Below are 22,698 nucleotides of genomic sequence, written 5' to 3'. Positions count from 1 at the left end.
GGCGTAAGTTTTGTTGAAGCAAAACTCTTAGGAGGGATTAAACGTTCATGGGTAAACCAACCGGTTTTATAGAACATCGCCGTGAAGTGGCAACCGAGGCTGCTCCGCTGGTCCGAATAGGCCATTGGAAAGAGTTCGCGACACCGCTGACGGATGATAAATTGCAGACGCAAGGTTCAAGATGTATGGATTGCGGCATTCCATTTTGCCACACGGGAGCTTTGATTAGCGGCATGGCTGCTGGCTGTCCCGTTAACAATCTCATTCCGGAATGGAATGATCTCGTGTATCGTGGCCAATGGCGGGAAGCGCTGGATCGTCTGCACAAGACGAATAATTTCCCGGAGTTCACGGGTCGTGTATGCCCGGCGCCATGTGAGGGCTCCTGTACAGTGGGGCTTAAGGACACGCCAGTTACGATCAAAAGCATCGAGAAAGCCATTATTGATAAAGGCTTTACTGAAGGCTGGATCAGGCCAGAGCCGCCTGAAGTACGTACAGGCAAAAAGGTTGCCGTTGTAGGCTCGGGTCCTTCCGGACTCGCTGCCGCAGCGCAGCTGAACAAGGCCGGTCACTGGGTGACGGTGTTCGAGCGCGCGGACCGCGTCGGCGGACTGCTGATGTACGGCATCCCGAACATGAAGCTGGACAAAAAGTACGTCCAGCGCCGTGTAGACCTGCTTGAAGCCGAGGGCGTCACGTTCATTACCTCCGCGCACGTCGGTGTGAACTATCCGATTGAGAAGCTTCAAGAAGAGTTCGATGCCATCGTGCTGTGCGGTGGAGCCACCAAAGGACGCGACCTTCCGATTGAAGGCCGCGAGCTTGGCGGTATTCACCTGGCGATGGAATTCCTCAGCAAGAATACGAAAAGCTTGCTGGATACAGAGCATTCCGACGGCGAGTTTATCTCCGCCGAGGGCAAAGACGTGATCGTCATCGGCGGCGGTGATACGGGGACGGACTGCGTGGGCACTTCTTTGCGTCACAAGTGCAAAAGCGTGACGCAGTTCGAGATCATGCCGAAGTCTCCGGAGACGCGTCCGGCGAACAATCCTTGGCCGGAGTGGCCGAAGGTGCTCAAAGTAGACTACGGCCAACAAGAAGCTGCTGCGGTTCAGGGCGAGGACCCACGCCAGTACTTAATCAACACGAAGAAATTCGTGGGGGATGAGCACGGGAACTTGAAGGAGCTGCACACGGTGCTGATCGAGTGGCAGAAGAACGAGAAAGGCGCGTTCGTGCCTGTGGAAGTGCCCGGCAGCGAGAAAGTGTATCCAGCGCAGCTGGTCCTGATCGCGATGGGTTTCACTGGACCGGAGAACACGGTGCTGGATCAGCTTGGCGTCGCCAAAGACGAGCGCTCCAATGCGAAAGCGGAGTACGGCAAATTTGCGACGAGCGTGGACGGCGTTTTTGCCGCTGGTGACATGCGTCGCGGGCAAAGTCTTGTCGTCTGGGCGATCAATGAGGGGCGCGCGGTGGCTCGTGAGGTTGATCGTTATTTGATGGGATCGTCGAATTTGCCATAGGATGTAAATAAAGCTGCTTGCAAGTAAGTAATTTACTTGGCAAGCAGCTTTTCTATTTGAAATGGCTTCATCATTTATCTGCCAGTATTCATCCATTTATCAAACTGATCATGAATGCCATGGTGAAAGGGGTATTTATCTTTAATCGCAGATAACTGTTTCAAGGCTTCCGTACGGTTGCCCTTAGCGTAGTCAATTTGACATTTTAAAAGATGTACCTGTGGATCTTCGGGATTGCGTTCAATTGCTCTCCCAATTTCATCTTCCGCAATGGCTAAAGCATTATTAACCTGCTGGGGAGGATTAAGATATTCATTTATTAGTAGTCTTGCGATCTTCTCATGTTGCTCTGCTGGAAAAAACGCATACTTTTCACTTTGCTGTAGTAATCCGATAGCTTCTTTTGTATTTTTCTGATTAAGCGATATTTGATCGGATTTAATAATCAGAGATTCGGCAATACCTAATCGGATGCTGAAGTACGCAGCTATGAGGAGACTTAAGGAGAGTGCAATTCGGACTGTCCAGCTATTGCTAACATTTTTTAATTTCGGATTAGTAGGTTCAAGTGATCTTTCTGAGAATAGAGGGAATATGGTCCAAAGTGCAAATAGCATGGAATAGCTGAAGCTAAAGTCAATTGTAGAGTGGCACAAGAGACAAATGCCTGCAAGAAAACAACCAACAATCCAAGTTTTGGTGTGTCCGGTTGCTGTTCTGTACTTTAAGAGGCTGATCCAAATAAAAGTAACTACCATTGAACTTAGAAGGAGCAACCCTAGCAGCCCTGAATCAATCCAAGTCTCTAACCAGAAATTATGCAAATATCGGACCGTATAATCAGCCGTTTGATATTGGTATTGAAGAATGTGCCAAGCTCCGCCACCATATCCAAGCAGGGGAGAATCCATAATGATGGACCAAGCGTCTCGATAGTAACCAAGCCGTGATGTCCACTCTGAAGCCTGAAGATTAATATTCGTTAATCGCTCTAGTGAGCCTGTTTGATGTGAAATGAGTACGGCAGTAAAGAGTATGGAGAGTGAGGCAGCCAAGTATACAGTTATCCAGAGGATTTTTTTTTGAGGCATCATTGATAACCATCTATTTTTACCTACTAGCAGAAGTTGCAAAGGTATCAAGATTAACATAAGCACGAAAACGGTACGGGATCCGGTAAGCAGTACACCACCAATGAGTAGGAGGCTTATCCATTTATCTGCTTTTTTATTGTCTATCATAGAGACTGTAAAGTTTAAAATAAGTGCTGCAAGAAGCAAGATTCCCCAAGAGTTGGCATACCCCAAAGTTCCTTCGAAACGCCCATCCCGATATTGTTTGAACAATAATCCGACTACGATCCAGCCTGAAGATAGATAAATCAGTATGCGAATAAGTAGTAGTCTGTGCTTGTTCGTAAGTTGTGAAGCTAGAATTACAAATGGGATTGCTAGAGAAAAACGAAATGCTGTGTTTAATGCTTCCTGCTGGTTGATAGCATACGAAGTTGTCAAAAAAGTCCAGCCTACGAAAGAGATTAGGAGGTAAAAGAAAAGCTGTTTGGGAATGAATCCGCGAATGATTAGCAGGCTAGCACCAATATAAAGAAGGCTGCCTATGATTAAATATTCTGGCTTAAACAATAAGCCATGTTGCATGAAAGCAAGAAACAGGAAAAGGGTAAGTAAGGCTAAAGATAGTGTTGAGGTCCAATTGGAGTCACTGATCCATTCATTTTGCCGCCGAGACATCTAGTATTGTCCTCTCCAATCGAAATTTAGTGAAAATTTAATGATATGTTCCTGTATCTTCGCCTAAATCTCGGTTGACGAATATTGTCGAAAATTGGGATTTCAACTATTATTAGATTTGCTGTTACATTTATCCAATAAGAGGAGGGAGTTACTTGTTATTGCAAGATAATTCACATAAAAATTTGGTGGGTCGCGCATCTGCAACAATCGTACTTCTATTAATGTTAAACTTATTTACCCCGCTACTAGCATCTGCGGCATCTTTCTTTAACTTTCAGTTTAATCCTGTTTCTGGTGAGGTATATGGATATATCTACTCCGATCAACCGTCTGTTTCGGTTAGTATGTATGATGAGACTTACGGAACTAGATCAGTTGTCCAAAATATGAATTCGGAGTATAGAGGCAACGGCTCCTACTATTACAATTTGGATGGCACGCCAAACAATGCCTTGATTGGTTTAAAACCAGTAACTGCTTCCGTATACGAGAATCCTACAACACCTATTGTATCAACTTTAAATAATGTTTCTGGAAATGTCTATACATACGGGAATAGTTATACAATTGGATCATTGACTGGACTACATGCAGAATTTAATCAGGGTTCTTGGGAAATTAAGTGGGATCCGATGAAATCCCCGGCTATAAGTGGGATTAAAGAATATAGAAATGGATATCCATACCAATATTCGATGGATGGTATGCCCGGTTCTTGGAAAACTTCATATATATTCGGCAGCGGAGTTACCGAATATCAGTATAGCCTAGTAGATGTGTTCGGCCATGAAACTCCGCTTAGCGAAAAGCTAGTTTTAGAAGCGGACGATAGGCCAGATGGATACGTTTATCACGGAAATATTTATCTTAACGGATATCCTGCGGCAGGAACGCAATTTGTAGTTAAGGATAGAGACGGTGAAATTGTATACAACCTAGCCTATGAGGATCATGCAATCTCAGATAAATCAGATTTAGGGAGCTATAGTATCTTTACTACGGATCCGGGTGGTTCTGATAAATATTTGGAGTGCTATTTCAGCTTGCCTAGCGCGGATTACCACGTTGAAGTAACGAATTCAGTGGGAGACACATATAAACTAAGCAATTATGAAACAGATTTAGGGTACCCGAGTCCAGACGAGGGTAAGTTCTCCTTAGTGAATTTATCTGATGTGATTATGCAAAAGAATTTTAAATCTGCGCCTATTTTTCATTTTAATAATAAGGAAGTAGGTCATTGGTTAGCCCCTAATGAAGATATAGTAAGTTTTACTCCTTCCAGAAGCCTCGGAAATCAATTGACGGTTTATTTCCCGTATGATCGTTGGCATACAACTGAGTTTGGAGAAAACAATTCTACTACCATTCAAGAAGCTGAACTTCAAGCATCTGATGTACAATTAATTAAAAAATCGGATAATTCGATTGTACCTATTACCAATTGGATACATGCTAGGAACCTTTACCAAAAAGGGCTCATTACTTTTATGCTGGATAAAGAATTGAAAGCAGATGAAGAGTACGTTTTGAGGATGTCGTCGACAAGTAAGTCGAATGAAATCAAATTGCCGACTTGGCCTGGGTCAAGATTTAGTGCTGGTTTGGCAACTTCAAAATATCAAGTATCTTATTTTACTGAAAGTGTTCCAGGTATGTATGAAATGTATGAGGCATCTGAATCTATCACGATTAAAAGTCCCCCAATTGTTCAAGCACCTGTTGTTATTGGCGGTGGTGGTGGTGGCGGATATGACAGCAAGACATACGAACTTACAGATGATGGTGCTAAATTAAAACCCGAAGCGATGACGATTGCCAAAGAAAACGGAGTAGATGGGAAAGAAGTTTCCATTATTCGGTTTAAATCAGACTCCGTTCGTAAAGCGATAGATGCACTAAAAGAAAATGATAATAAACATACTAGATTAACTCTAGGGGCAACGGATACTGATAATGGAGCAAAAATCGAGATTTCAGCGTCTGAACTTAACGATGCTATTACCTCAAAATCTAATGTGCTTCTCTCCATTCAAACGGATGCGGGAACATATCATGTTCCTGTTAGTGTGTTCAATCATCTTGCTGAGAAATTTCAAGGAGATTTGAAAGACGTAAAGTTAACGATTTCGATAACAAAGGCTTCTGAGAAATCTTACGAAGTATTAAAGCGAGTGAATCCGGATGTAAAGCCTTTACTGGTAAATCCAATTGAATTCAATATAACGGCAGAAAAACAGAATGGATCTAAAGTAGAGGTAAACGATTTTGGCGGTACGTACATTGAGCGAATTATTATTTCACCAAACGTGGTTGATGGAAATACAACGGTCGTTTCCTATGATCCTACTACAGGTAAAATGGTGTTCATTCCTGCTGTCTTTCGTCAAGTCAATGGGAAATCCGAAGTGACCATTAAATCTTCCCATAACAGCATCTACACGTTGGTAGAAATGAAAAAATCCTTTCAAGATGTTCAAGGGCACTGGGCTCAAAATGATATTGATCAGCTAGCATCTAAATTCATTCTTCAAGGCACAGATGATCAATCATTTGAACCAAACCAGTATGTTTCCCGTGCTCAATTTGCATCTATGCTAGTCTCAGCTCTAGGATTAATACCTGATGATACAGGGGCTGCTTATAATGATGTGAAAGCCAGTGATTGGTTTGCAGGGGCAGTAGGTACGGCTGCCAAGAAAGGTCTAGTACAAGGTAATGAAAGTGGGCAATTCCAGCCAAATGAGCTTATAACAAGAGAACAAATGGTGGTTATGATTTCAAGAGCCATTCAATTCGCAGGTAAGGGGTCAGCATTGGCGATATCCCAAGATAATCTATCCAAGTATACAGATGGAAATGAGATTAGTGATTGGGCAAAAGGTGCCGTCGGACAAACAATTCATGCTAAAATTGTAAATGGGTTGACCGAATCAAGGTTTGCTCCACAAGATTCTGCAACACGCGCACAAGCTGCTGTCATGCTGAAAAGGTTTTTGCAATATGTACAATTTATTAATTAAAAAAATCTAACAAAATAAAAAGAGGCTGCTCAGAGTTGTTTGATGAACTGAGTAAGCCTCTTTTTTATAGTGAGATTAACTTATTTATCTGATGACTATTGAAACCGCCGAATCGCCGGCACACAAAGCACACTGGCGACAATAGCCAGGCCTATTGAAGCGAATATCGTGATAGTAATCACACCGCCAATTTGATCAGCAATCCAGCCGACAAGGAAATAGCTTAGCGGCAACAAGGCAAAAGATCCTAACAAATCCAAACTGACCACCCGCCCGAAAGCTTCGGGGGGCACTAATTCCTGAAGGCTGGTCTCCCAGATGAGACCGAAAATCATAAGTCCAAACCCTTGGACGGCCATGAGCAAGGAGAGCGCAACAGGTGACGTTGTGAAGGTCATTGCCAGCAGTGCTGCGCCACTCAGGATCACTGCGCCATAGGCGAGTATACCACGGTGACGCCAGTGCCGTTTGGACCCGAAGAGAAGTGCTGCCGTAATAGCTCCAGCGCCGGAGCAAGTGATGCCTACGCCATAAGCGAGTGGATCGAGCCCTAGATGAACCTTGAACAGCCAAGGGACGAGAATGACAATAATGCCCGTGTAGCAAATATTAATGAAACAGAAGGCAAGGATCGTGATCCAAAGCCAGGGATGACCTTTGAGAATGGTAATACCTTCAAGGAGTTCACGCTTCCAGGCAAAGGATAGCTTGCTTGTTGAGGTTTCAGGCTTGTTTTGGCGCGAAACGAATGCTTTTTTTACTAACACTAAAAGACACAAATAGGAGATCAGATAGGTGAGCGCATCCAATCCGAATCCATAGCTGGCAGACATGGAGGATATGATGAGCCCGCCTAGGATAGGGCCAATGATCCTGACCCCTTGATTGCTCACTTGTGTCAGCGCATTGGCAGCATTGCGAATGTCCGGTGTGAACACAGTGGCTCGCACTGCGGAATAAGCCGGGTGAAAAAGTCCTTCCATAAGGCCATAAAGGCTTACCAAACCGAAAAGCATGCGGACAGACAAGCTGTCTGTGAAAATAAGCACCGCAATGGCCAACATGACGATGAAGCGGACGATGTCGGAAAGCATCATAATTCTCACACGATCATAACGGTCGACAATCCATCCCGAGAGGGGGAGCATGAGGACATAGGGCAGCATATAGGCAGTCATGACCAAGCCCATCATCGTCGTTGACCCTGTGAGCGAATAAACGACCATTGGTAAAATAACGGTTGTGACAGATCCTCCAAGCATCGAAATGAGTTGACTTAGCCATAAATAAGGGAAGGAGCGTGATTGGATAAAGGGAAGCAGGAATAGGTCGAACATGCGTGGCTTCTTTTTGAGTGGTGCATCAATTTGCATAGGAATTGGCCCCTTCAGCTTAATTAAGAGTTTGAGTAGATTATAGGCCAAGAATAGTGAAAGCACGATTGGAAGTCAATGGGAAATCAAAAAGGTGAACATTTCCGCAACTTCATGTACAATAAGATGGATAAGCAGTGGAACGATTGCTGCGACATGAAACGGTAATGGAGGAAGCCCATGAAGAAAGAGAATCTCATGACGGCTGCGGAGCTGTATGCGCTGTTAGCCGAGAATGGCGAAGACGCTCCAGAATTTGACGCGGATGAACCTATGGGGACACAACATCTGTTATTATTGCAAAAAGTGGTCCTCCTTCTTTCGCGGCAGGTAGCCGATCTTCAATCTCAGCTTCATGAGCAATATGAGCTCCATAACAAGCAGCATGAACAGCTGCTTCGGCAAATGAATCATCAGATGGAACATAAGCTCTATGAGCAGATTATTAACCGGGTTGTTCGAAGACTCGACTCTCCAGTGGATGAGGAACGAACCACGCTGCAGGTCATCGAAGAAGAAGAGCCTTCAACTGCATTGACGCTGTATTCGGAAAGTCCAACATCGGTGGAGGAGCAGCCTACTTATTCCCGAGTGAAAAGCTATCGGAAGATTCGCAAGAGGAAAAAGGGCTTTCTAGAAAAGCTTTTTGAGTAGTCAATAGCTACGCGGCTAGGCTCCAAGGAACAGTGGTCCGCTATTTATCAGTAAGATAGCCATATGGCAGATAAATGGGAACTGTGTTCCGCTATTTCGCGGATATAAGCTCAACAGCAACTGCCGGATGCCAAATAAGGCCCTGTAGTTCCGCATTACGGTTGAAATAGCCGATTTGGGCTAAATAGCGGCCGTATAGTTCCCTTAATCTGTGGAACACCCAGGAACGGTGCCGTGCAGTGTATGCGGCAGCTTGAGCAGTAAGTTTGAATTCCAGCAGCCGATCCAGATTCTGCTTTCGTACTCGGCTTCTTTTTAACAAACAAAGGGTTTCCCGGAAGTCACCAAAATGACCGAGGGGAACCCCTTTTTTTGAGCTTATGGGACAGCCTTATGAACTTCGCCCTAAAGCATACCTTCCTCATGCGCCTTCTTTGAAGCTTGCACACGGTCACGAACGTCCATTTTGGAGTAAATGCTGGAAATGTAATTTTTCACTGTGCCTTCGGAAAGGAAAAGCTTCTCGGCAATTTCCCGGTTGTTCAGCCCGTCAGCGATGCAGTGCAGCACCTGCACTTCGCGATCGCTCAGGCCATATGCGTCCGTGCGAGCCGGCTCTTCGCTCGCCGATCTCGAAAGCTCCGTATCACGAACGGTTGACTCCGCAGCGCCTCTGGCTTGCTGGACGAGCATTTTCGCGATATCCTGCGGGATGAGGGTGCCGCCTTGATGCACCCATTTGATACCTGCGGCCAAATCCTTCGGATGTATGGCCTTAAGCAGATAGCCTTCAGCTCCCGCTCCCAAGGCATCAACGACATAGGTGATCTCCTGGAAGGTAGTCAGGATAATGACACGGATTTGCGGCCATGTCTCCTTGATCTTCCGGGTGGCCTCGACCCCATCCATAACAGGCATGTGAATGTCCATCAGGACGACATCAGGGAGATGTTCTTCGCACTGCTCGATGGCGACACGGCCGTTCTCGGCTAAGCCCACGACGTCAATGTCCGGGTCCATGCCCAGCACAATGTGGAGGCTTTCTCGTATTAAATCCTGATCGTCAACCAGGAGTAGTTTCAGTGGGACATTGTTCATACGGGACTCCTCCTAGTAGCGTAACTTGCTTGTGTTGTTAGCCATATTGTATCATCCAAGGCTGACAGCTTGAAAGAGAGGTTTTAAAAAGAAGGTAAACGCTTAGCAGGAATGAAGCACTCAACAATCGTCCCCTGACCGACGGCTGAGCTTACCTGTAACGTCCCTTGCAGCGCAAAGATCCGCTCCTGCATGGCATTAATTCCAAAGCCGACTTTGAGCTGCTCGGTACCGACGCCATCATCTTCGATACGAATTCCGACACCTTCGTCCTGATAATTGAGCTTGATTTCTACAGAGGTAGCACGGCCATGCCGTTTGGCATTCGTCAAGGACTCCTGCAAACAGCGAATGAGCGAGAGCTTAGTTTGTTTAGGAATATCAAATTCCTCCCCAACCGTCGTAAACCGGATCTGAGTGCCGGTATGGAGGGCAAACTCGTTAGCCAGCCTTGTTAATTGTTGCGATAGCAGCATATCGCCTTCTTTGGGCACCATTTGATGAATGCTTCGTCGTACTTCTTCCAAGCCGTTGCGGGTGACAGTTCGCAGGACGTCTAGCTTTTCCTTGGCTTTGTCAGGCGCAGCTTCAATTAAATAGGAAACAGCATCCATGCCCATGATGACGGAAGTGAACGTATGCCCGACGGTATCGTGCAGCTCGCGAGCCATCCGATTGCGTTCTTCCAGCAGAGTCAACTGCTCGATTTGGTTGGCGTACTGCTCTAAGGCATTATTTTGCTCATGGATTAAATAGTATTGACGTTGATTTTCCGCTAAAAGTTTTTCCGTCTTCTCATTAGAGGTTACAACTCTCTGCAAGCTGAGGCCGATGGCGAAAAACAGCACGGCATTCAGGATGATGCTGAATAACTCGCTAACACCCATCCCCATACCTCGATGAAGGATTAAGAAATAGGCAACAGGCATCGCAACTAGTGAGATTGGAGCGGCCCACCATGCATTTTTTCGATCTGTGAGGAATCCAATGACCATTAATGGGCAATTAATAGTAAGGTAGGCATCTTCTTGCATCCATGATAGATAGATTTGTAGAGGAATCCCTGTCAGTAATACGGAAATCGGGTACATCGTTGTGTTAATGTAGGTAGGTCTCCAGAATAAAAAAGGAACACCGTAGGATAGAAGCAGGGCTAATATGGTTAAAAAGATATTACCGTGCTCATTCTCATTCATATGGAGCAGCGCGTAAAGCAGGCCAAGCAGCACAGAGCCGGTCAAAACGATAAATAACGACCACTCCACACCATGCCAAGGTCTTCTTTGAATCATAGAGGAACTCCTTCTAGTTAAAATCGTATAAGATCATTGTACCTAATTGTTGGAAAAATCCATAGTGAGCGCAGTCATATTGTCAGCAGCACCTCTGTATGACTCTTATGACTTATAGCGGTAGGGAGCGATAAAAGATGGCAGCAGCAGCGCAAGACCAATCGCCGATTGTACAGATCGAGCGGATTACCAAACGAATCGGCGCTAAGACGATTATTGATCAATTAACGTTCGACGTCCCGCGGGGGGAAGTTTTTGGATTTCTGGGCCCGAACGGGGCTGGTAAAACAACCACGATCCGAATGATGGTCGGGCTCATGTCGATTACGGAAGGGGATATCCGGATTGGCGGGTATTCGATTCGGACCCATTTTGAACAAGCGATTCGCCATGTTGGCGCTATTGTTGAAAATCCGGAAATGTATAAGTTTCTGAGCGGCTATAACAATTTGGTGCATTACGCCAGAATGTTTCCGGGAATAGGGGCGGACCGTATTGATGAGGTCATTGAGCTTGTAGGCATGGAAAACCGGATTCATGATAAGGTGAAAACCTACTCTTTGGGCATGCGCCAAAGACTCGGTATTGCGCAGGCCTTGCTGCATAAGCCGGATGTGTTGATCTTGGACGAGCCAACGAACGGCCTAGATCCAGCTGGTATTCGCGAGCTGCGCGATCATTTGCGCAAGTTGACGCGCGAGGATGGCATATCGGTCATTGTATCCAGCCATCTATTGGCGGAGATGGAGCTTATGTGCGACCGGGTTGCCATTATTCAGAACGGGAAACTGGTAGATGTCAGGCTGATCAAAGAGTATACCCGGTCGGACGGCAAGCTCCATGTTGCTTTTGAAGTGTCGTCGCCGGATCAAGCATTGGCTTTGGCTGCTGCACAATCTGTCAAGGCTGAGGTAGAGGGTGATGATCTAATCCTGATGCTCGATAAGGAAGAGACCGCCCTGTGGAACAAACGATTTGTAGAGGCAGGAATTGCTGTCTACGGAATCCGTACGGCAACGAAGTCGCTGGAGGATCAATTCTTAGAAATGACGGGGAGTGATCCAATTGCTTAATTTAATCCAAAATGAACAGATGAAAATTTACCGCAGGCTGCGCACGTGGATACTGGGGCTGCTGCTGATCGTTATTGTCGTCTTGGCTGGGCTGGTTTCACATCCGGGTGCTGATGATGGCAACGATCAATGGAAGGTTAGAGCGACAGAGACTATTGAGCATAATAAGAAAGAGCTGGAAAACGTTGAACTTCCGGAAAAATTCAAACAACAGATGAAGGAAGAAATCGCGCTTCAGCAGTACATGCTGGACCATAATTATCCACCAACGGATAATACGCTTTGGGGCGGAGCGCTGCGGGCCTCTGGCATGATTATACTAGTGACGCTGTTTACCGTCATTATTGCCGGGGATATGGTGGCCGGCGAGTTCACTTGGGGAACGATTAAGCTGCTGCTTATTCGCCCAGCCAGCCGAGCCAAAATTCTTTGTTCCAAATATATTACAACACTCCTGTTTGCTGCGACCTTGTTGATTCTATTGTTTATCACTGCTCTCATCGTGAATGGATTCCTGTATGGCTTTCAGAGCCTTGGGCTTCCGCATCTGACGGTAGATGCAAAGGGGCAAGTGCATGAAGGGAGTATGCTGCTATTCACGCTCGCAACCTATGGCTTGAAGCTAATTGAGCTTGTGATGATTGTGACGCTTGCGTTTATGATCTCTACCGTGTTCCGCAGCTCCTCGTTGGCCATCGGTCTCAGCATTTTCATCATGTTCGCAGGGCAGGTTATTGCGATGCTGCTCTTGAGATACAGCTGGGGCAAATACTTCTTATTTGCCAATACGGATCTTACGCCTTACTTGGAAGGGCAGCCGCTTGCAGAAGGAATGACACTTGGATTTTCAATTGTCGTCCTGATTGTCTACTTCCTGGTGTTCAACCTGCTTTCCTGGGAAATCTTCCGCAGGCGCGATGTGGCGGCTTAAGTAAGCTAGGCTGATTCAGATTTAACGGGAAGTTCTCCCGTTATTCCATGTAAATTGAAAAATAGCGTCAGTTTTTCCCGTTAATTTGAGAAGGCTGGCCAAACAAAAAAAGCTGGCCCTTGGTCATTTAATGACTTTAGGGGCAGCTTTTTGCGTTAACGCGTTATTTATTTCATGATATACGATTGAATTGTCGTGGGAACTTCCTGTAAGGAATCCAGTTGGTAGAAAGCTCCTTGAGGTGCGATATCAATCGTTCCTGTATTGTACGCCCAATCCTGCGCGACTGGAATGTGGATGGAGTGGATACCCGCATGGAGGGCAGGCAGCACATCCGTTTTGACGGAGTTTCCGATCATCCACGTATGTTTGCGATCAAAACCTTGCTCATGCATGATCGTTTCCATGAATTCCTTGGTCTTATGCGTGGTGACGAAGATACGGTCATGAAAATACGTGTCGAGGCTCAGGTCCTTGACCTTCTTCATTTGAATCGAAGCATCGCCGCCCGTGTACAGAAAGAGTCGATGGCCATCTTGTTGCAGCTGATCGAGCGTTTCGTTCATGAGTGGATAAGGTTCGACCGTGTATTCGTATACGGTATGGCCTAATTGCATCAGCCATGATTCTTCTTTGGCGCTCATTTTCCGATTGAAATGCCCGCTAAACCATTGATACGTTTCAACAAAGGACTTGGGGAAACGTTCGGGCATGAAGCCGTGGATATGAATGCCGGCCAGATCAATTTGGAGCTGCTTTTGTTTAATATCATGCGCAACAAGCCCGTGACCGGAAAACCAAGTGAGCATGAGATCAACGAACTGGTCAATAACCACATCAAAATATTTATTGCAATGCACTAATGTATCATCAAGATCAAAAAGTATCGCTTGTTCTTTCATAGGCCCTGTCTCCTGCATCAGTTAGAAATGAATTTCCAACCATTATACCATGCTCTTATCCCATCTCCTAGGGCAGCTTTGATGAGGGTTTTCCTTACATAGCAATGGTATTTCCTTTATAAGCGCTATTTGCAGCGGGGGCTTGCGGATTATTGCTATCCAGCTCGTTTTTTGGCTGAGGTGCTGCTGTAGCAGTTGCGGTCTCCATTTTGCTATTTCCTTGGAATTGCCCGCCTTCTTCAATAATGAAGGAAGCTGCGCTAATATTGCCATAAAGCGAGCCGGTTGATGTTATGGTCAATTTGCCTTTGGTGATGATATTGCCATGGACATTCCCGGCCAGAATCACATCTCTGGCGGAAACATTGGACTTCACTACGCCTCGCTCCCCGATGATAACATCCCCGGCACATTCGATATCCCCTGTGATGCCACCTTCAATACGAATACTAGCTTCGGATTTAATGCGTCCTTCGAAGGTGGTCCCTTCTCCAATTAACGTATCTGTCGTATTTGGATTCATAAGATTTTTCTTGGATTTAAACATGATGTCTAGTCATCCTTTCGATTCGCTTTGAGATATGGTTTAGGATCAATGCTTTCCCCATTTTTGAGCACTTCATAATGAAGGTGGGGGCCAGTGCTGCGTCCTGTGGAGCCGACTAGGCCTATAGTACTACCTTTGACTACATTGTCTCCATTATTGACAAGAATTTTATTTAAATGCATGTACCAAGTGCGTAGGCCCTTGGAATGCTCGATGACGATGTTATTGCCGTGATAAATATCCTTTCCGGTACTGACGACCTTTCCATCAGCGGTGGCGTAGACGGCATCATTCTCCCTGGCCCCGAAATCAATGCCGGAGTGAAAGCTCGGGCGATGCGTAAAGGGGTCGGTTCTATAGCCGAACGTCGACGTGACGATCTTGATATTCGTCGGGTACAGCGTCGGCGTTATGGCAAGCAGGTGCTGTTTGTCGGCAACCTTTTGTTTCGTTTCGGTTAGACTGGTTTGCAGTTCTTTCACTTCGCTGTTCAGCGCTGTAAAAGAGGCAGATGTCTGCTCGCCAAGGTGCATAATAGCTTCCTGAGAAGCTGGGTTAGGACTTCCGCCTATTCCGCTGATTGCAATAGGGGGAGTCTGTTCCTCCGTAGATTTGTTGTCGCTATTTACTGTTGTGCTGGCAACCGCTTTGCCGGTTTCATTAGCATCGAGCCCAGCAATGGACTTGAGATCATTCTCGAATTTTTTCATCTCTTCGACTTGCGTTTTCATCTGCTCCGCTTGCTGAGACAGTTGAATGACTTCATTTTGCAGTTGTTCAATTGCTTTGTCTTTCGAGGTTAAGGTGGCGTTCCATTGCTGGTTCGCTCCACTAAGTTTAGCTTGCAGCGCATTGGCCTTTTTCGTGGTTTGCGCGTGCAGGGCATACGTAATGAGGGTTATTAGGAGCAGCAGTGAGAAGCTGGCCCCAGCGATATAAGCGAATAAATGGGGTACTCGAAACCTGACGACCGATTGATTGGCATCTGGTATGATCACCAGCGTCAGTTTTTTGGGTTTCCATTTGAGCTTCATAAAGGCTAATTTGTCTCCTTGTCGTGGTTGAATTTGGTAAACTTTATCTAACAACAAGATTCGTCACGATCCGATAAAAACCTTCCTTGTACCTACTGGTCCTAGTCAAAATGAGTCGAAAGTAGGAAGGAATAGTGTCGTATATAATCGAATCTTCTTAGTCATTACAGGTTAGACAGTAGATTTGGAGTGGAGGCACGCATGATTAAGCTAGCAGGTATTGATATTGGTAACGACAGCATTAAGCTGGTTCTCGATGGTTCCAGGGAACCTTTGGTCATTCCGAACATTATTGCGCCGGGATACGAAAGGCATATTTTACAAGAAGAAGATTCCCCTTGGAAAGCGCTCGATGTCATGATTTACAGTCCCTCTCTTTCCCAAAGAAATCAGCGTTACTTCGTCGGTCAGCTTGCGCTGGAGCACGAAGACAATCTGGAGCTTGAAGATACCGATAATAAGGCGGTTTCGGATCAATCCCTTATTGTCGCGCTTACTGCGCTGGCCTATCAAGGTCTCGCCACGCAAGCGATCAACAGCGGCTACGGCTCCATGGATGAAGTCGAGTACACAATCGGAACAGGTTTGCCCGTTCGCTCATTTGCGAAGTACAATCAACAGTTCGAGCAAAGATTGCTTGGCGAGCATGAAGTGACGTTTCTGTCTACGCCGCAATTTCATAACCGGAAAATTAAAGTATCCATTCGCAAGGTTGCCGTTTCGATTGAAGGCGCTGCAGCTATTTTCCATCTGGCCACCCACGATAGCCTGCAGGTGAAGGACGAAGAAATTTACAACGGCTGTATAGGTGTTTGTGAAATTGGCGCGCTGACGACTGATTTCCCTGTTATTAAAAGGATGGCGATTGACAATCATTTCAGCCACGGCGAGCAAATTGGCATTGCTACGTATCTTGATAGCGTCATTCGCGATGTGGAAGATGCTTACAGCTATGTGTTTCCAAGCCGTGCCAAGCTCGTGCAGCGGATTAAACAACGGGATTTCACGATTCAATTGCTTGGTGAAGGTCAAGTTGACATTAGGCCGATCGTTGATCAGCATTTCCGGCGTGCGGCTTTGCGCATGATCGAAATGATCAAGAAACGCTGGCGCAAATATCCTGACATTCAATGCTTTTATGTCATTGGCGGCGGCGCATCTGCCCTAAGACCCTACATCCAAGAAGCGGCAGGTTCACTTAAATTACGTTTCGCGAATGAAAGCGAATTTCTCAATATGTATGGCTACCTGAAAGTGGCCAAAAGTCGGTTAAACCAAGGAGTTCCAGTTTAAGACGAATTTAAAACGAGCAAGCACCTGTGAAAACAGGTGTTTTTTATTTCCAGTATCATTTGCCGGCCTCCAATTGTTTCAGTTGGCTCACCTCCATATAAGTCGTGAGTGAGGTCAGCAGCATGCAGATGGCGAAAATGATGGCGCAGACGGTTCCGATGCCCGGATGGTATTTACTGAACATAAGCCCTACCATTAAGCAAAGGGTAGCAAGGAGGATTAACGCATTGCCTCCCCAAAGCCAGTGCTTGTACGATAGCTTCTGACTGAGCTTTCCAATTTTCTGAGACGCCTTCACGCCAGAAGAAGACTGCCCATCAAATGAGGAATCCTGCGCAACCGTTTGATTGCCCGTCTTGCGTTTCTTCCTAGCGACAGCTATCAAAAGAATAGCCATCACCAAAGGCTGGTAGGCAAGAGCGAAAACTGGAGCGCTATAGTTAGAGAATGCTAGCAGATCCGTTGTATTTTTGAAGGACAACAGCGTTGCCATCACCATGAATAGTGCGACCGGCTTGTTAATGGTCGGGTAGTTGCGTTTATCCAGGATGGCGGAGATACCTATGAGAAGCGCCATATAGATGGCAATCATCTTGCAAGCAACCGTTGGGTACCAGATCATCAAGATGATGAGATCGACACGATCAAGAAAGTCGGTGACATGAATCATTTGAACCAAATTGTACACGGGATATAAGAAATTCCCCGGCATCCTGGGGCCAAGAACGACCAGAACTGAGAAAATCGCTATGGTAAGCAGGAAAATGCCGAGAAGGGATCCATGCCGGATGGAAGCCCTGACTTGGTTAGGATTGCTCATCATATGAAGAAAGGCCCCGAGAATGAAGATGTCGCCTGCGCTGCCGATTGTGAGCAAAGAGCTAGCGGCGACGTGCTGCACCGGCATGGTCATTGCGGGCGTAACAAGCTGGAAATAATACTCGTTAGACAGCAATAGCGGCATGCTCAGAATCGTAATAACAAAGAGGGGGTAGAACAAATCATTCACCCGGGCGATGACTTCCACGCTGCTTTTGCCAAAATAAATCAGTAGCAGACAAGGTAGTAAAGTTAATATTTCAAGCGGTGTATTGTGTAGCAAGAGCGTTGTACTAAACCGTGAGACGGAGGAGATATCGCGCATCACAATTTGCCAGAAATGAAACAGCATAATCAGATTGACGATTGCACCGCCAAAACGCCCCAGCAGCTCTTGTGAAATTTCAAAAATATGTTTTTGGGGATAATGTTTTGTGATGTAACCAAAAAAGCTGGCAACCCCAAAGACATAGAAAATAGAAGGTAAATAACTGTACCAAGCATCCATCTGTGAGACGCGTATCAGCACATTTTGAAGGGTGAGAATCCCTCCGCTTGTGATGACAGAAGAAGCTAGCCAGGAGAGTTGCCTCTGATTAATCACTTGTTTCCGATCTATGGTGAACACCACCTTTTTCCCTTAATCCTTAGCACTTAGATGCCCAATATTCTTGCAAACCATGGGGAAACTGTATGAACAAAGAAAAGCGTAGGCATGGGGATTTTCCATTGCAGGTACTTGCTGAAGAAGAGGCCTAAAGTGAGAAAAGTGAAAAGCCAATAGGTAATCTTGATCGAGCCTTTCTCTTGTCTCAGCATTCTGCGATCGATGAGCAGTGAGCCTGCCATTGTAACCAGAAAACATAACATGAATATGCGATCCACAGGTTACATCCCCTCGTTGATAACATTTTTGTTGATCAGGCCGGTTTCTTGAATGGAAGCAGTGACGTGAATACGGAATTCTGCATCTTTGAAATAAGCCTCCCAGTTCGCTTGTATTCCCTTGCTCCACTCATTCGGCATGCTTCTCCAAAAGATCAAACCGAGATGGGCGGAGTCCGTTCCTTCTTTTTTCATTTGCTTAATCGCCGCTTGGGTGGATTTACTGATTTGCTCTGCAAATTGCTTTTCAACCTTCCGCATCACCTCGGCTTTGGCCAGATCTAGATTCGATAGATCTTCTTTCACTGAGCCTTTCGCTTCGATGTGGATATCAAAGATGACCTTGTCTTGTTGAAGCTTAGGTTTGATTTGTGTTTGTCCCTTCGCCACTGCTATGGATATTTTGTTGTCGTTACCTTCCTCTGGTGGGAAGGTAACCAGATATTCTTTGACATGATTCCTCAGCCACATGAGCCCTTCTGCCTCGTGATTCTTATAAATACCAACCAAGCGGTCGCCTTTAAATTGTCCATACCCAATCATTTGGATTTCATGGGAAGGGTCCTTGGAGCCTTGCGATTCCTTTGGCTCCAAATAAGTCAGGATTGGATCACTGTTGAAGCTCAAAGTAATACCAACATCCTTGGTGGAAGTACCCAGGGACTGCCTGGACTTCGTCAGTTCACGAATCACTTCGGCAGGGAACCGTTCGAATCTCGGTTCGGTGTTCAACAAGTCATAGCCTTTGCCCTTTGTAACGACAAGAAAGGACGTCATCCGGCTTTCTGGTGAGCGCGGCACGATATCAAAGATCGCACCAATGCCTTTCTTGGCCAGTTTCTCACCAATAACGATTGTCCTCCGATGGGAGAGAAACAAGCGACGCGACATGCGCATCTGCAGCCTTGTGTTGGCTTCGTGAAACGTAGCGCCTACATCGGAGTCGATGTAGTAGCTCTTGCCACCGGAGGTGCCTCCGCCTCCGCCGCTTGCTCCACCCATGGAACCGGGGAGAGGCAGCATGTAGGAGACACGAAATTTGCCGTCATCCTCCAAATCGACGGCAGACGTGAGAACAAACGCAATATCGTTGGTTTCAGTTCGATCCCAGCAGCCTGTCAGGCAGACAAGGATGAGGGGGAGCAGTAAGAGCTGGCATAGCCGTCTAGGATGAACCATTCTGATTGCCCTCCTCACTGGAGTGATGCTTATGTTGGATAGAGCTTCCGTCTAGGCCTCCGTCCTGTTTAATCTGTTGACTGAGCTTGTCGTCCATGCGCTGAGCATCTTGAACGGGCAAGAATTCTGGACGTTTCTCCATCTGCCACCAAGGGGCGCGAACGAATACGTCTTTGATATCACCGGAGGATAAAGGTCCAATCGGTGATAAGTAGGGCACGCCAAAGGAGCGTAAATTCGCCATATGGCCAATTAGAATCATGAGCGAGAAGAAGATGCCATAGAAGCCGAATAGCGCTCCTGCCAAAAGAATGGGAAAACGCAGCATGCGAATCGCGATAGCACCGTTAAAACGTGGGATCGTGAAGGATGCAATCCCGGTAATGGAGACAACGATAACCATCGGCGCAGAAACGATCCCGGCTTGCACGGCAGCCTGTCCGACGACGAGTGCCCCTAAGATAGAAACGGCAGAGCCCACTGCTTTGGGTAAACGGATCCCGGCTTCACGCAGTGCTTCGAACGTAATCTCCATGATGAAAGCTTCAACGGCAGCGGGAAACGGAATGGCTTCTCTGGATGCAGCAACGCTTAGCATCAAGGTCGTTGGTAGTAGTTCTTGATGGAACGTCGTTATCGCAACGTACAAAGCGGGAGTCGTCAGCGATAAAAAAACGAAAACATAACGAAGCATCCTTAGGAGAGAGCCAATTTGGAACCGCTCATAGTAGTCCTCAGCTGTTTGCATCGTTTGGATAAAAACAAAAGGAACGATGAGCGCAAACGGCGTGCCGTCCGTGAGGATGGCCACCCGTCCTTGCAGCAAGGCCCCCGCCACAACGTCAGGCCGCTCCGTATACTGCATCTGCGGAAAGGGGGAATACGCATTGTCTTGGATCAGCTCTTCAATCATGCCGGACTCCAGAATAGCATCGATTTTGATGAGCTCGAGCCGTTTGACGACCTCCTCAACAAGGGAGGGCATCGCCAAGTCATCCATGTAACAGATGACGAGATTGGTGTTGCTCTCTTTGCCGACGCACATGGACTTCATCTTCAGTCTGGGCGTCTTCAGCTTGCGGCGGATCATCGAGGTGTTCGTGCGAATGCTCTCCACGAACCCCTCCTTCGGTCCGCGCACGACGGTTTCCGTCTCCGGCTCTGCGACGGAGCGCTTCTCTGTTCCGCGGATGCCGAGCAGGATGGCCTTGGCGTTTCCTTCGACGAGCAGGGCGGCATCCCCGCCGAGTACGGAAACGAGCAGGTCTCCGTAATTATCCGAGATCTGTGTTTGGGAGACGGGCAGAATGACGTCTGCGATGCGCTGGATGGACGTTTCACCGCCGCCAATCAGCATGAGCGATTTCATCGTGTCATTCAGCAGTTGGGTGTTCGTGAGGCCATCAACGAATAACAGAAGTGCTGGAATGTTCGGCTCAATTTCGAATTGGCGAACGACGACATCGGAGCAGTCCTGGAAAATTTCTTTGATGAAGGCATGATTATCATCAAGTAGCAGAGAGAGCGATGTTTTCTTCAACTCTTCGATGAATTGATAATCCAGTGAATCATCGAGTCCCTTTTGCTCGTCGCTGCCACTGGAATCCCCCTGCTTGTTTGAGGGGCGCTTGCGCAGGATGCTTTTCATCAATGGATTGGATGTTTTGACCATGCGAATGGCACCTCCTGCCAGAATGATCATAAGAATGCGTTTATTATTCTCTGCGAAATGAAGGATTTTATTACGAAAGTTGGAAAATTTTATTGTGTTGAGGACTTGAAGACAGATAAGTATAGAGAGGAAGCCCATGGCAAAAGCTAACGTGACAAGGAGATAGAAGGAAATTTTTCGCGCCAAGGAGAGGGGGGAAGCTCGTGATTTGGGTTGTTTGTGTATTGCTTCTTTTCATTTTTCAAACAGCGACCATATTAATCGGTGAGTACAAACGACCCTCCAAGACGGTGGCTTGGTTATTCGTTCTATTTATTTTTCCGATCATCGGCTTCCTCATGTACTATTTCTTAGCGAAGGAATACACCCAGCGCAAAACGGTTCGCCGCAAAGGGCGGCGTAGAAGTTCTGAAACCAGACACCAATGGTTAGGCATGGGCAGTCATAATCTGGAGAGAATGGAGGAGTCCCACTATCAACTCTTCGAGGATTCGCGTTTGTGCGGATTGCTTCACAATATTCCGGGCTCGGCTATTTCACCGAATAATCGGGTGGACGTGCTGCGAAATGCGGATATCACCTATGAATCGATGCTGGAGGCAATCGAGCGGGCAGAGAAGCATATTCATTTTGAATTTTATACTATTCGGCATGATGCAATAGGAAATAGATTTCAAGAGGCGCTCATTCGCAAAGCGATGCAGGGGGTGAAGGTGCGAGTCATTTATGACGGAATTGGTTCCTATTCGCTTTCGAACGCGTACATAAATAAATTCAAACAGGCGGGGATTGAGATCTATCCCTTTCTGAGACCACTGATTGCGTTTTTCGATAAACGAATAAATTACCGTAATCACCGCAAGATCATCGTTATCGATGGGCTGGTTGGATTTGTTGGAGGCATTAATATTGGGGATGAATATCTAGGGGGTGACCCCAAGCTTGGCTTCTGGCGGGATACGCATCTTAAGCTGCATGGCGACTCGGTGTATTATTTGCAGACGACTTTCATGACCGATTGGCTGTTCGTAAGCGGGGAGCGATTGACTGATAATTCGATGTTTCCTGAGCATCATGAATCGAAGACATCTTTGGTTCAGGTGATTTCAAGCGGCCCGGATGCCTACTGGGATGCGATTCAGGAAATGTTTTTTGCGGGGATTGTCGCGGCCAAGAAGCGGGTGTACATGACGACGCCCTATTTCATTCCCGATGCGAGCATTACGATGGCGCTCAAAACGGCCGTTCTCAGCGGTGTGGATGTCCGCATTATTCTTCCTTACAAAGCAGATTCCCGTATTGTCCAATATGCTTCCCGTTCCTATTTGCTGGAGCTTATGCAGGCTGGGGTTCAGTTCTACCTCTATCGCAAGGGATTCATGCATGCCAAGGTCATGATCGTCGATCATATGATGGCTACCGTAGGAACCGCAAATGTGGATATGCGCAGCTTCTTCAGCAATTTTGAATTGAATGCTGTTATGTTTAATCGGGACGTAATTGATCGGCTAGAAGCAGACTTTTGGACAGATTTAAAAGATAGCGAGGAACTGAAATTGACCGAATTTGAACAAAGATCAAGGCTGGAGAAGGGGAAAGAAGTGATTGCTCGGCTATTATCTCCCTTATTTTAAAGT

The 22,698-nt window shown here is 46.5% G+C and carries 19 protein-coding genes; 7 read left to right on the top strand and 12 right to left on the bottom strand.

All coding sequences use genetic code 11. The features are described from left to right. Positions 1-47 precede the first annotated feature (47 nt). Entirely contained in the window at positions 48-1,532 is a 1,485-nt protein-coding gene (locus tag GQF01_RS16990) for a glutamate synthase subunit beta (RefSeq protein ID WP_161407916.1), read from the top strand. 74 nt (positions 1,533-1,606) lie between these two features. Here GQF01_RS16990 and GQF01_RS16985 read toward each other — a convergent pair whose 3' ends face one another. Continuing rightward, entirely contained in the window at positions 1,607-3,283 is a 1,677-nt protein-coding gene (locus tag GQF01_RS16985) for an O-antigen ligase family protein (protein WP_161407915.1), read from the bottom strand. Positions 3,284-3,438: 155 nt separating this feature from the next. On the opposite strand from GQF01_RS16985, the gene GQF01_RS16980 reads away from it, so the two are divergent. Beyond that, entirely contained in the window at positions 3,439-6,309 is a 2,871-nt protein-coding gene (locus GQF01_RS16980; protein ID WP_161407914.1) for an S-layer homology domain-containing protein, read from the top strand. A 95-nt stretch (positions 6,310-6,404) separates the two neighbouring features. Here the strand turns inward: GQF01_RS16980 and GQF01_RS16975 are convergent, their stop codons facing one another. Beyond that, positions 6,405-7,682 (bottom strand): MFS transporter, encoded by a 1,278-nt coding sequence (locus GQF01_RS16975; RefSeq protein WP_161407913.1) that lies wholly within the window; start codon positions 7,680-7,682, stop codon positions 6,405-6,407. A 180-nt stretch (positions 7,683-7,862) separates the two neighbouring features. On the opposite strand from GQF01_RS16975, the gene GQF01_RS16970 reads away from it, so the two are divergent. Then, positions 7,863-8,336: a hypothetical protein gene (locus GQF01_RS16970; protein WP_161407912.1), complete on the top strand. Its 474-nt coding sequence runs from the start codon at positions 7,863-7,865 to the stop codon at positions 8,334-8,336. 91 nt (positions 8,337-8,427) lie between these two features. Here GQF01_RS16970 and GQF01_RS16965 read toward each other — a convergent pair whose 3' ends face one another. The 3 genes from GQF01_RS16965 to GQF01_RS16955 all read right to left on the bottom strand — a co-directional run bounded on the left by GQF01_RS16965 (position 8,428) and on the right by GQF01_RS16955 (position 10,726). Next, positions 8,428-8,658, bottom strand: coding sequence for a hypothetical protein (locus GQF01_RS16965; protein ID WP_161407911.1), 231 nt, complete (start codon positions 8,656-8,658; stop codon positions 8,428-8,430). An 83-nt stretch (positions 8,659-8,741) separates the two neighbouring features. Further along, on the bottom strand, positions 8,742-9,434 hold the full coding sequence (locus tag GQF01_RS16960; RefSeq protein ID WP_161407910.1) for a response regulator: 693 nt from the start codon (positions 9,432-9,434) through the stop codon (positions 8,742-8,744). A gap of 83 nt (positions 9,435-9,517) precedes the next feature. After that, positions 9,518-10,726, bottom strand: coding sequence for a sensor histidine kinase (locus GQF01_RS16955; protein WP_161407909.1), 1,209 nt, complete (start codon positions 10,724-10,726; stop codon positions 9,518-9,520). 137 nt (positions 10,727-10,863) lie between these two features. Here GQF01_RS16955 and GQF01_RS16950 point away from each other — a divergent pair, with 137 nt between their 5' ends. Beyond that, positions 10,864-11,799 carry an ABC transporter ATP-binding protein gene (locus tag GQF01_RS16950; protein WP_161407908.1) on the top strand — a complete coding sequence of 312 codons (936 nt, stop codon included), beginning with the start codon at positions 10,864-10,866 and terminating at the stop codon, positions 11,797-11,799. After that, entirely contained in the window at positions 11,783-12,730 is a 948-nt protein-coding gene (locus GQF01_RS16945) for an ABC transporter permease (protein WP_161407907.1), read from the top strand. Before GQF01_RS16950 ends, GQF01_RS16945 begins: the two co-directional genes overlap by 17 nt. A 167-nt stretch (positions 12,731-12,897) precedes the next feature. On the opposite strand, the gene GQF01_RS16940 is transcribed toward GQF01_RS16945, so the two are convergent. The 3 genes from GQF01_RS16940 to GQF01_RS16930 all read right to left on the bottom strand — a co-directional run bounded on the left by GQF01_RS16940 (position 12,898) and on the right by GQF01_RS16930 (position 15,213). Next, on the bottom strand, positions 12,898-13,632 hold the full coding sequence (locus GQF01_RS16940; protein ID WP_161407906.1) for an HAD family hydrolase: 735 nt from the start codon (positions 13,630-13,632) through the stop codon (positions 12,898-12,900). A gap of 94 nt (positions 13,633-13,726) precedes the next feature. Further along, positions 13,727-14,179: a bactofilin family protein gene (locus tag GQF01_RS16935; protein ID WP_202556416.1), complete on the bottom strand. Its 453-nt coding sequence runs from the start codon at positions 14,177-14,179 to the stop codon at positions 13,727-13,729. 5 nt (positions 14,180-14,184) lie between these two features. Beyond that, positions 14,185-15,213 (bottom strand): M23 family metallopeptidase, encoded by a 1,029-nt coding sequence (locus GQF01_RS16930; protein ID WP_161407905.1) that lies wholly within the window; start codon positions 15,211-15,213, stop codon positions 14,185-14,187. 201 nt (positions 15,214-15,414) lie between these two features. Between GQF01_RS16930 and GQF01_RS16925 the strand changes: the two genes are divergently transcribed. Further along, the gene (locus GQF01_RS16925) at positions 15,415-16,506 is read left to right on the top strand and encodes a ParM/StbA family protein (RefSeq protein ID WP_161407904.1); all 1,092 of its coding nucleotides are present in this window, start codon (positions 15,415-15,417) and stop codon (positions 16,504-16,506) included. A gap of 55 nt (positions 16,507-16,561) precedes the next feature. On the opposite strand, the gene GQF01_RS16920 is transcribed toward GQF01_RS16925, so the two are convergent. From GQF01_RS16920 to GQF01_RS16905, 4 genes are read right to left on the bottom strand one after another with little or no spacing between them, the layout of a single operon-like run. Further along, positions 16,562-17,929, bottom strand: a complete 1,368-nt coding sequence (locus GQF01_RS16920) for a GerAB/ArcD/ProY family transporter (RefSeq protein ID WP_161407903.1) — start codon at positions 17,927-17,929, stop codon at positions 16,562-16,564. Between the two features lie 50 nt (positions 17,930-17,979). Further along, entirely contained in the window at positions 17,980-18,210 is a 231-nt protein-coding gene (locus GQF01_RS16915) for a hypothetical protein (RefSeq protein ID WP_161407902.1), read from the bottom strand. A gap of 3 nt (positions 18,211-18,213) precedes the next feature. Then, positions 18,214-19,389 (bottom strand): Ger(x)C family spore germination protein, encoded by a 1,176-nt coding sequence (locus tag GQF01_RS16910; RefSeq protein WP_161407901.1) that lies wholly within the window; start codon positions 19,387-19,389, stop codon positions 18,214-18,216. Then, on the bottom strand, positions 19,376-21,037 hold the full coding sequence (locus GQF01_RS16905) for a spore germination protein (RefSeq protein ID WP_161408231.1): 1,662 nt from the start codon (positions 21,035-21,037) through the stop codon (positions 19,376-19,378). Before GQF01_RS16905 ends, GQF01_RS16910 begins: the two co-directional genes overlap by 14 nt. A gap of 227 nt (positions 21,038-21,264) precedes the next feature. Here GQF01_RS16905 and cls point away from each other — a divergent pair, with 227 nt between their 5' ends. Then, a complete protein-coding gene (gene cls / locus GQF01_RS16900) occupies positions 21,265-22,695 on the top strand; it encodes a cardiolipin synthase (protein WP_161407900.1) in 1,431 nt (476 codons plus the stop codon). The last annotated feature ends 3 nt before the right edge of the window (positions 22,696-22,698 follow it).

It is taken from the genome of Paenibacillus silvestris (genome assembly GCF_009882985.1).
Taxonomy (GTDB): domain Bacteria; phylum Bacillota; class Bacilli; order Paenibacillales; family NBRC-103111; genus Paenibacillus_E; species Paenibacillus_E silvestris.
This window is presented reverse-complemented; position numbering and strand designations above follow the sequence as displayed.

What these genes read in the sequence shown, in the direction of transcription:
- GQF01_RS16990 (WP_161407916.1), top strand. Translation starts at nt 48, where the DNA reads ATGGGTAAACCAACCGGTTTTATAGAACATCGCCGTGAAGTGGCAACC.
- GQF01_RS16985 (WP_161407915.1), bottom strand. Translation starts at nt 3,283, where the DNA reads ATGTCTCGGCGGCAAAATGAATGGATCAGTGACTCCAATTGGACCTCA.
- GQF01_RS16975 (WP_161407913.1), bottom strand. Translation starts at nt 7,682, where the DNA reads ATGCAAATTGATGCACCACTCAAAAAGAAGCCACGCATGTTCGACCTA.
- GQF01_RS16970 (WP_161407912.1), top strand. Translation starts at nt 7,863, where the DNA reads ATGAAGAAAGAGAATCTCATGACGGCTGCGGAGCTGTATGCGCTGTTA.
- GQF01_RS16960 (WP_161407910.1), bottom strand. Translation starts at nt 9,434, where the DNA reads ATGAACAATGTCCCACTGAAACTACTCCTGGTTGACGATCAGGATTTA.
- GQF01_RS16955 (WP_161407909.1), bottom strand. Translation starts at nt 10,726, where the DNA reads ATGATTCAAAGAAGACCTTGGCATGGTGTGGAGTGGTCGTTATTTATC.
- GQF01_RS16950 (WP_161407908.1), top strand. Translation starts at nt 10,864, where the DNA reads ATGGCAGCAGCAGCGCAAGACCAATCGCCGATTGTACAGATCGAGCGG.
- GQF01_RS16940 (WP_161407906.1), bottom strand. Translation starts at nt 13,632, where the DNA reads ATGAAAGAACAAGCGATACTTTTTGATCTTGATGATACATTAGTGCAT.
- GQF01_RS16935 (WP_202556416.1), bottom strand. Translation starts at nt 14,179, where the DNA reads ATGTTTAAATCCAAGAAAAATCTTATGAATCCAAATACGACAGATACG.
- GQF01_RS16930 (WP_161407905.1), bottom strand. Translation starts at nt 15,213, where the DNA reads ATGAAGCTCAAATGGAAACCCAAAAAACTGACGCTGGTGATCATACCA.
- GQF01_RS16925 (WP_161407904.1), top strand. Translation starts at nt 15,415, where the DNA reads ATGATTAAGCTAGCAGGTATTGATATTGGTAACGACAGCATTAAGCTG.
- GQF01_RS16910 (WP_161407901.1), bottom strand. Translation starts at nt 19,389, where the DNA reads ATGGTTCATCCTAGACGGCTATGCCAGCTCTTACTGCTCCCCCTCATC.
- GQF01_RS16905 (WP_161408231.1), bottom strand. Translation starts at nt 21,037, where the DNA reads ATGAAAAGCATCCTGCGCAAGCGCCCCTCAAACAAGCAGGGGGATTCC.